Source organism: Pseudomonas typographi (assembly GCF_014694385.1).
Lineage (GTDB): Bacteria > Pseudomonadota > Gammaproteobacteria > Pseudomonadales > Pseudomonadaceae > Aquipseudomonas > Aquipseudomonas typographi.
On sequence record NZ_JAAOCA010000072.1, the window covers coordinates 1 to 7,466 of the forward strand.

The 7,466-nt window shown below is 60.7% G+C and carries 14 protein-coding genes; all 14 read right to left on the minus strand.

What is annotated here, in order from left to right; genetic code table 11:
* Positions 1-32 precede the first annotated feature (32 nt).
* A complete protein-coding gene (locus tag HAQ05_RS27325) occupies positions 33-179 on the minus strand; it encodes a hypothetical protein (RefSeq protein WP_190427374.1) in 147 nt (48 codons plus the stop codon).
* A complete protein-coding gene (locus HAQ05_RS27330; RefSeq protein ID WP_190427377.1) occupies positions 176-964 on the minus strand; it encodes a hypothetical protein in 789 nt (262 codons plus the stop codon). The genes HAQ05_RS27325 and HAQ05_RS27330 overlap by 4 nt, the downstream gene beginning before the upstream one ends.
* A gap of 69 nt (positions 965-1,033) precedes the next feature.
* On the minus strand, positions 1,034-1,615 hold the full coding sequence (locus HAQ05_RS27335; RefSeq protein ID WP_190427380.1) for a Lar family restriction alleviation protein: 582 nt from the start codon (positions 1,613-1,615) through the stop codon (positions 1,034-1,036).
* Complete coding sequence (locus tag HAQ05_RS27340; RefSeq protein WP_190427383.1) at positions 1,612-1,800, minus strand: hypothetical protein; 189 nt, start codon at positions 1,798-1,800, stop codon at positions 1,612-1,614. The genes HAQ05_RS27335 and HAQ05_RS27340 overlap by 4 nt, the downstream gene beginning before the upstream one ends.
* On the minus strand, positions 1,790-2,410 hold the full coding sequence (locus HAQ05_RS27345; RefSeq protein WP_190427386.1) for a hypothetical protein: 621 nt from the start codon (positions 2,408-2,410) through the stop codon (positions 1,790-1,792). Before HAQ05_RS27345 ends, HAQ05_RS27340 begins: the two co-directional genes overlap by 11 nt.
* Positions 2,407-2,601: a hypothetical protein gene (locus HAQ05_RS27350; RefSeq protein ID WP_190427390.1), complete on the minus strand. Its 195-nt coding sequence runs from the start codon at positions 2,599-2,601 to the stop codon at positions 2,407-2,409. The genes HAQ05_RS27345 and HAQ05_RS27350 overlap by 4 nt, the downstream gene beginning before the upstream one ends.
* A 456-nt stretch (positions 2,602-3,057) precedes the next feature.
* The gene (locus HAQ05_RS27355) at positions 3,058-3,306 is read right to left on the minus strand and encodes a hypothetical protein (RefSeq protein ID WP_190427393.1); all 249 of its coding nucleotides are present in this window, start codon (positions 3,304-3,306) and stop codon (positions 3,058-3,060) included.
* Positions 3,307-3,381: 75 nt separating this feature from the next.
* Positions 3,382-3,924: a hypothetical protein gene (locus HAQ05_RS27360; RefSeq protein ID WP_190427396.1), complete on the minus strand. Its 543-nt coding sequence runs from the start codon at positions 3,922-3,924 to the stop codon at positions 3,382-3,384.
* Positions 3,921-4,538, minus strand: coding sequence for a lambda exonuclease family protein (locus HAQ05_RS27365; protein ID WP_190427399.1), 618 nt, complete (start codon positions 4,536-4,538; stop codon positions 3,921-3,923). Before HAQ05_RS27365 ends, HAQ05_RS27360 begins: the two co-directional genes overlap by 4 nt.
* Positions 4,522-5,298, minus strand: coding sequence for an ERF family protein (locus HAQ05_RS27370; RefSeq protein ID WP_190427402.1), 777 nt, complete (start codon positions 5,296-5,298; stop codon positions 4,522-4,524). Before HAQ05_RS27370 ends, HAQ05_RS27365 begins: the two co-directional genes overlap by 17 nt.
* A gap of 7 nt (positions 5,299-5,305) precedes the next feature.
* Positions 5,306-6,406 (minus strand): coiled-coil domain-containing protein, encoded by a 1,101-nt coding sequence (locus HAQ05_RS27375; RefSeq protein WP_190427405.1) that lies wholly within the window; start codon positions 6,404-6,406, stop codon positions 5,306-5,308.
* A gap of 123 nt (positions 6,407-6,529) precedes the next feature.
* Positions 6,530-6,730, minus strand: coding sequence for a hypothetical protein (locus HAQ05_RS27380; protein WP_190427407.1), 201 nt, complete (start codon positions 6,728-6,730; stop codon positions 6,530-6,532).
* Complete coding sequence (locus HAQ05_RS27385; RefSeq protein WP_190427410.1) at positions 6,727-7,131, minus strand: hypothetical protein; 405 nt, start codon at positions 7,129-7,131, stop codon at positions 6,727-6,729. Before HAQ05_RS27385 ends, HAQ05_RS27380 begins: the two co-directional genes overlap by 4 nt.
* Entirely contained in the window at positions 7,128-7,322 is a 195-nt protein-coding gene (locus HAQ05_RS27390) for a hypothetical protein (protein ID WP_190427412.1), read from the minus strand. Before HAQ05_RS27390 ends, HAQ05_RS27385 begins: the two co-directional genes overlap by 4 nt.
* Positions 7,323-7,466: the final 144 nt, after the last annotated feature.

Here is a 7,466-nt window from a genome sequence, read left to right on the forward strand (position 1 = left end):
GCCGTACTGGGGCGGGAAGTAGACGAGATAGGTCATGCCGCCTCCTTAGCCCAGCGCCGAATAGCCTCGCGCGCCTGCTGCTCTGTGCTGAACATTTCGTGGGACAAGGAACCCTTGCGGCGCACGTTCACGAACCAGAAACCGAATAGGCGGTAGGGGCCGCTGATGACTTTGGTCATGGTGTCAACTCCAGTGGCTCCATTGCTTTTGCCGCAACCTCCGCGACCGCCAACGCGTACACGTCCGGATGCTGTTTATCAAAGGCGGGCATGTGCTCGGTCTCTAGCCACTGCCCGCGTGAGGTTCCTCGACGGAGCCAGGCAGGCTTGATGCCGGGCGACTGCGTCCAGGCCGTGACGCCGATCCCGTAGGAGGCGATTTGCTTGGCGGTGATGAAACCCTGCTGCCGCATCTGAGCAATGACCCGAAGCGCTGATTCTTTCCAGGGTGTGAGCCGGACTGGCGATGGCACGCCGGCAGGTAAAGTGGTGACCACTGACGGCACGGCGCACCGCGTTTCTGGCCACCAGTCAAACATGCGGTTGTAGTAGCCCCAGCGCGGCAGATCTTTCTCAGGCCAAAACAGCTCAGATTCGATGCTGAAGCCGTGGGAACAGCCCTTCAATCTGGAATATTTGCTGGCGACCAGAACTCGGACGCCGAGGTGCTCGAGCATTTTCTTGATGCCTGCGCTTGCATCAGTGATCTTGCTGACGATTACAAGGCGATGATCCGGGCCGGGCCTCCCGTAAAATTCATCACCGAGTGATGGCAGGATCTGGTCGGCGACCTTCGCGTTCAACGCGAGCTTGGCCTCGACGCCGATCTGTCGACCGTCTTCATGTACCACCAGAACGTCAAAGCCTGCGGCCTCTGGGTGGCAGGTCCATCCCGGCAGGCTGTTGAACTCCAGCATGAAGAACGCGCACAGCTGCGCCTCCGTGGTGATGGTTTCAATTTCCATGGCATAGCTCCGCCTCGCCGCATACGCAGCAGGCAATAGGGATAGCGTGGGGGTGAAGGGGTGGCGGGGTTATTGCGGCGGGTACAACTCTTCCAGAGCGGCGCGAAGCTCTTTGCGCCACCAGAAATTGTGGCGACCTTCCGGCTTCTCGCCGAATACGCAGCCATTCAGCTCAGCTTGCCCGTCGAGGAACAGCCAGACTTCGCGCAGGCGCTCCGGCAACACAACCGGGCGTGAGGCGTAGTTACTAACCACCGCCTCATAGGCAATGACCATCCAAACATTCGGGCAAGCTTTTCGGTCTAATGCCTCACGGACCTTTTCGGCCAAGGTATGTGCCACCGGCTCTTCTCCCACTGCGCGGACATCCTCGGCCTGTAATGCTTCAATCATTTTGGCTTGTTGGGCTACGGTGGCTTTCAACGCGACCAGCTCACCATTGTCGCGCAGGGTCTTGATCAGGGGAGGGCAAGCATCCTCGGCGGGGGCGGCGCGGGCGTTCCATGCATCTTTTGAGGCAGACATATGCGGGCGCAAAGGGCCGTCACAGCCACAGTCCAGACACTCAACAAAAGAGTGGGATCTGATCTCATGTCGCAGGTTATTGCTCCCGCAAAACGGGCACGGGAGAAGTTCTGTTTTGTCGGTCATGGTTCCACCTCATCAGGCCAGATTCGTTTTGAAATTCGCACCATTTCGTCTTGAGCTAGTTGCTTCTCTTCATCGGTGAAGTCGTCGAACTGCTCCGATACTTGAATTAGCTCTTCGTTTTCAACCAGCCCAGATGCGAAGTAACGAACCCGATCTTTTACTTCTTTGCGCCGCTCACGCTTCATCGCCTTCACCCTTCGCGGCTGGCGCGCTGCGGCCTAGCCAGCCCCCAATTCTTCGCATCAGCTTGAACTCTTCAGGGCTTCTGCCAACGCCGTCATCGAACAGCTCCAGCACCTCTTCGAGCATCGCCGAAGCGTTCCGAGCATCGGATTCGGCGTTGTAAAGAGGATCGTTGAATACGGCATTCGCGGCTGGCGCGGGTTGGTGGGCGAGGACCGATTTAGCCCTGACATCAAAATCAGATGACAATCCTTTCCCTTGGGCAACCTCCGCAAGCAACTCCTGCGCCTTGGTCAGTTCGGATTGCAGGGCGTCACGCTCTGCGGCCAGGGTGGTGTAGGCGGACGTGTTTGTCTCCAGCGCACGCTCGACCGCATCTAGGGAAACAACCTTTCGCCCATCCTCAAGATGGGTAATCCCGCAGTTTAAGATTGCATGAATCACCCGTGCGGACGGCTCCCCGCCAACAGGCGGTTGCGGGGCATCGAGCATATCGCGCACCTTCACCATTTCCGGCGCATGGCCGGCCAACCCCTCTTCGTCGCCTGCAATCACGGCATCGAATAAAGCGCGCAAGGTGGCTCGCGGCACTGCCAACAGTTCGTCATTCATGCACTCTGCTCCGGGTAAGTACGAACACCGATCTGGCCGCGCTCGATGTCGATGGCCAGGGTGCGGAGGTGGTCGGAAAGGTTGCGGGCTTCTTCGGCGGTGAGAACCAAGGTGTAGGCCGGCCAGCGAATAACGCCGCATACGGTGCCGTCTAGGCGCTTGCGGACTTCCGCTTGGATGGGTTTGGGCATAAACGCTCCAACAGCCCTGGGCCTGCCGGGCTGGCGTTGTTTGGGTGGGGACATTGCGCAGTGGGCGCATCTGAACAGCCGCCCGCCTGTCGAGCGGTGTGGCGATTAATCAATAGTTAGGCGTCTTAGGATGTACGGGCAACTCGCCAAAGGGAGCGGGTAATGAGCGATACGATCAAAACCGTACTGGATATCGGTTGCCCGCAATGCGGCCTGCACCCGCTTCATAAGCCAGGTGCGCCGTGCGCAGGAGGCGGCGCTCTCGAAGACTTTATTGGCCGACAGTGCGTCCATTGCGGCTACACCCTGACAATGGATGACCTGCATAGGACGCTACGGGATGGGATGGACAAGCTTTCGGGAGAGCGAGCCGGGCCCGAAGCGGAGTCTGAGTTTCCGTAGCTGCCTAGGCGGGGTGGCGATGGGTGAGGGATACGCCGTAGTCACGGCAAGGTGTCACGCTATGCGAATACGCTCTGCAAGCTCTGCGTCGGGCATCCGGTCGGCGCCGCGAATGAGGCGGGAAATCAAATCCTGCTCTTCCTCGATTCCGGTCCGGGCCATGACTCGCCTCAGCGCGGCGTCATCATTGTGATAAAGCTCCGTGACAATGCGGCGTGACAGCAAGCGAGCCTTCCTCTCTTGCTCTGTCAGCTTCTCCCGCTCGCGCTGGGCACGTTTTCGTTCTGCTGGGCTCATCGCCATAAACCACCCCCTCCAAACCGCTAGGCGGCAATTGGGCCTGTATCTGGCGCAGGCGGCGCTGCGCGGGTTTGCGTTTCATCCGGTGTAGCCATAGGGCGGGAACGAGATGTTGTGCTGCTCGGCCAGCCGGGTGGCGCGCTTGCGACCGATGCCGGAATGCTCGGCGGCATGATTCAGCGACGTGCCCAGTTCGGCATAAGTGCGCAGGAGCTTTGCATCCTGGGCATCCCGGCGTTTCGAGGGCGTAGGCTCGCGTTCGGGCTTTGGCATCGTGGCGCGTACCTGAAAGCTGATCCGGTACTGGTGAGCCAGGTGCCTGACCGCGCCCCGGGTCATGCCCAGTTCAAGGCAAATTTCCCGGCAGGTTTTGGTCTTGGCAAGCTGGCGGATCTTCGCGGCGACCTCGGCCTGTTCGCCGTGCGCCTTCACCGCGTTGTTGAACCGTTCCTGCGCCTGGGCCTTAGTGTCGGTGAAGTGATTGTAGGGTGCGACCCTGCCGGTGAAGCCGCTGACCACATCCACCTCACCGCCGGCGGATAGGAATTGGTCAACGTTCGCCGACAGCCAGGCGCGTTCGGTGTCTTTGTGCTGGATGGTCAGTAGCTCGAGGCTAATCATGCTGCCAGCTCCATGACGCGGTTCATGCGTTCGTCCAAGATCTCGTAGAAGGTCTTCACGCGATCAGCCAACTTTCGAATCAGAGCCTCGTCTCGGTAAGCGCGCTTGATGAACATCGGCATGCCAGGCCAGTAGCAGATGAAGTCGATCCACTCGCGCTCGGATACCCATAGGCCGCCCTGGCACTGAGCGACATGTTCCTTTGGGATCTCCCCCGACAAGATCACCTCGACCTGCAACTTCGGTAGCTTGGTTTTTATTTCGGTGAGGCCATCCGCGCCTATCAGCGCATCCGGGGAATACCCGATTCCGTGGTTCAGGATGATCCCCACCTCGGTGGTGCTGACCTCAACCTGTTCGCAGTAGAGCCGGCGGGCCACGCCTTCCCACTCATGACCGCGCTCGGTGTGGCGATTGCCTTGGAAAGGGTCAGCTGCTTCGCCTGTGATGCGCTCGCCGATCAGCTGGTTCATGTAGGTGAAGGCGCCGGCGCCGAAGCCCGCTTCGCCCTTTCCGTTCACCAGCAGGGAATCGAGTTCGGAGCAGGTGGCAATGCCAAGGCGCAGAGCGAGCCATTCTGGTGTGCCTTGCTGAACGTCACTGATTATTTGCATCTACGCCCCCTTTCGAAGCCAACTCATGCAGCTTCGCCGACTTGCTCAGCATGCCGAGCACTTGGTTGAAAGATGCCTTCTCGACATCCGCCGGCGTGCCGTGCGCATTCTCGAAAGCTGCCTTGGCTTTGTCGCTGCAGCGATTGAGCAGCGCCTGAAGCTGGCGCGCCTGGATCTCGGTCACAGTCGTGGCCGGTACAGCGGCATGACCGTCATCGTCCTCGCCCCGGGTTGTCAGGTTGAGCAGGGCACTCATGACGTACCGCTTGCCGTAGCTGGTGGACGAACCCACGGCCTGAACCGCATTTTTGCTACCGCTGGTGTCTAGGGGCAGCAGCATGGTGGTGCTTTCTCGGTGGCCGGTCCGGTGCATGAGGATCCCGGTCACGCTCAGCCCGCTTGGCACGTTCTCGACCTTGAAGGTGATGGCAAATCCGTGCCGCTGCATAATCGGCTTTATCACGTCGTTGATGTCTTCGAACGTCGCGTAGTCGCTGCGCTTTTGGCCGTTCACGACGATTGCACCGCGCTCCGCGATGCTGGGAATGTCGCTCTGCATTGCGGCCATGGCGGCATTGAACTCAGCCTCCGCATCCCGCGCCTGCATGCGTTCGTGCATCGCCATCAGGCGCTCAAGCTTGTCGATATCGCACGAAGGATCGGCGGCCGCGCGGCTGATTACGGCCATGATGCTGTTGTCTTGCGGTAGTGGCGCCAGGGCAGTGCGGCGCTGCTCCGGCGGCATGATGATTTCGCCCATGGGAACCTCAGTATTTGATTTCGATGTTGGGAATCTTTCGCTGGGCGATCAGGGTGACCGCTTGCTTGGCGCAATCCTCGGGCATGCCGCCGGCAATGAAGGCTTCCAGCGCTGCACGGTTGACCTTGGCCTTGTGCGCCTTGTCTGCCTCGCGTGCTTTCTGTTCACGCTCCAGCGCATCAGCGGCAGCCTTCGCTCGAGCAATCTCGGCCAGCCTGGCCTGTTCGGCTGCTTGCTCGGCCCGCCGTGCCGATGCTTCGCGCTCCTGGGCGGCGCGCTGTTCGGCGGCGATCCGGTTGGCTTCAGCCTGGGCGGCAGCACGTTCTGCCTGCTCGGCCTGCAGCTTCAACTCCAATTCCCGGCGCTCGGCGGCGGCCTTGGCTACCTGTTCCCGGCGAATCGTGGCTTCCCGTTCGGCCTGGGCCTTCTGCTCGGCTTCGAGCCGGGCGCGTTCGGCAGCCTCACGGGCAATGCGCTCTTCGCGCTCCCGTTGCTCGCGGGCTTCCTGTTCGGCGCGCAGGCGGGCCAGCTCGGCCTGTTCGGCTTCGAACTGCTCACGCTTGGCCAAGCCAGCGCGAAGGGTGGCCAGCACCTTGTCCTTCTCGCGTGCGGCTTCCGCTTCGAATTCTTCCCAGTGCGGGCCGATCTCTACACCCTCGGCCTCGGCAATCCGAGCCTTGATCTGCTCGGCGGTGAGTTCCGCCAGCAGGTCGTTGCGGTTGCGCAGCCAGTCCAAGCGGTCGTTGTGCTTGTCGATCCGGGCATCCTCGGCTGCTTGCCACTCGGTAAGCGGTCGGCGAACCTCTTCCTGCCACGCATCCAAAGTGTCACGGACCCGCTTGCGCTCGGCGTCGATCAGCTTCGGGATTTCCTTGAGCTCTGCCACCAGCTCTTTGCCGCGGTTGTCCAGAGCAGTCTTGGAGCGCGCCACCTGGTAGGCGATGGAGGCGATGGCCTCGCGGCCTTTGCGGGTGGTCACGTCCGGCACAAAGGCGTCGATCTTGTCGCGGACCACCTGCAGGTATGGGTCCAGGCCTTTGGGCGTCTGGAACACCTGCAGGGCTTTTTCCTTCGGCGGCATAACGGCGAGTTCGGTTTGGGCTGACATAGAAATACCTCAGCGCTCCATGCTGGGCGCGTGTGTGAAGGGGTGGTTACTGAGTAATGCTGCCGGCGTAAGCGCTGGCCAACATCCAGATGGTGAAAGCGAGAAGGGCGAGGGCAGAGCTGCTTATCGGGAGCCGCGCTCACCGGCCTCTGGCGCCGTATAACGCAGCAACCAGATACCCGGGGCAACCCAGCTGTACCGTGCGGGTTGGCCGGTGAACCCGCAGCGTTTGGCCAGCCGCACGGCGGATGCCTTTGTCTTGCCGGCGAACTCGATCTCTTCTATCTGCTCATCAATGATCGATTTGTGAATGGGTGTGGTCATTGGGCATTGCTCCTGATGTTCTTGGCTACCCAGTCGCGCATTCGTATCCAGCGCTGCTCGGGCGTCTCTGGATACCAGTGCCCCTCATCGTTCATGAATACGATTTCCGCAGCCATGGCAGGAGCGATACCGAACGCCACGGCTACGGCCTCTCGGTCATTTGCGTCGAGGCTGCTCATGTCTACGCCGCGCTTCGCTCCAATGACACCTATGGCACAAAACTCGCCGTCAGCCTCCAGAGCATCCGAGACAAGGCGCTTGCTAGGCATGGCATCCAAAGAGTCGCGCAGCTCAAGCAGGAATGATTGCCCACGCTTGCCATTAATTGCCGACGTAACTGCGCCTCTCCAGCAGATCAGGTCCCAGCCACCGCAATCGTCTGAGTATCCGCTTCTGCTCATTCCACCCTCCTTACATCCCGCCCGGCCAGCCGCCGGAAACGCTCGCAGTAGTAGTTGAATTCTTCCGCGCTGATGGCGCGCGAGCCTTCCATGCGGGTTATGCACTGCTCGACCATCGCCTCATAAAAGGGCGGCCGATCCAGGCGCTCCAGGTCATCGAGGTATCTGCCGATCAATACGTGCGGGCTCACAAGAAGGCCTCCTCGACCTGCTGTGCATAGCCATCCTCTGCCAGGCTCTCGACCATGCCTTCAGCGATTTCATGGGGAACGCCGAGGGGATGATCGGTTGGGCCAGCAAAGAATCGCCCCAGGCTGTTCACGGGGCCGCCCTGG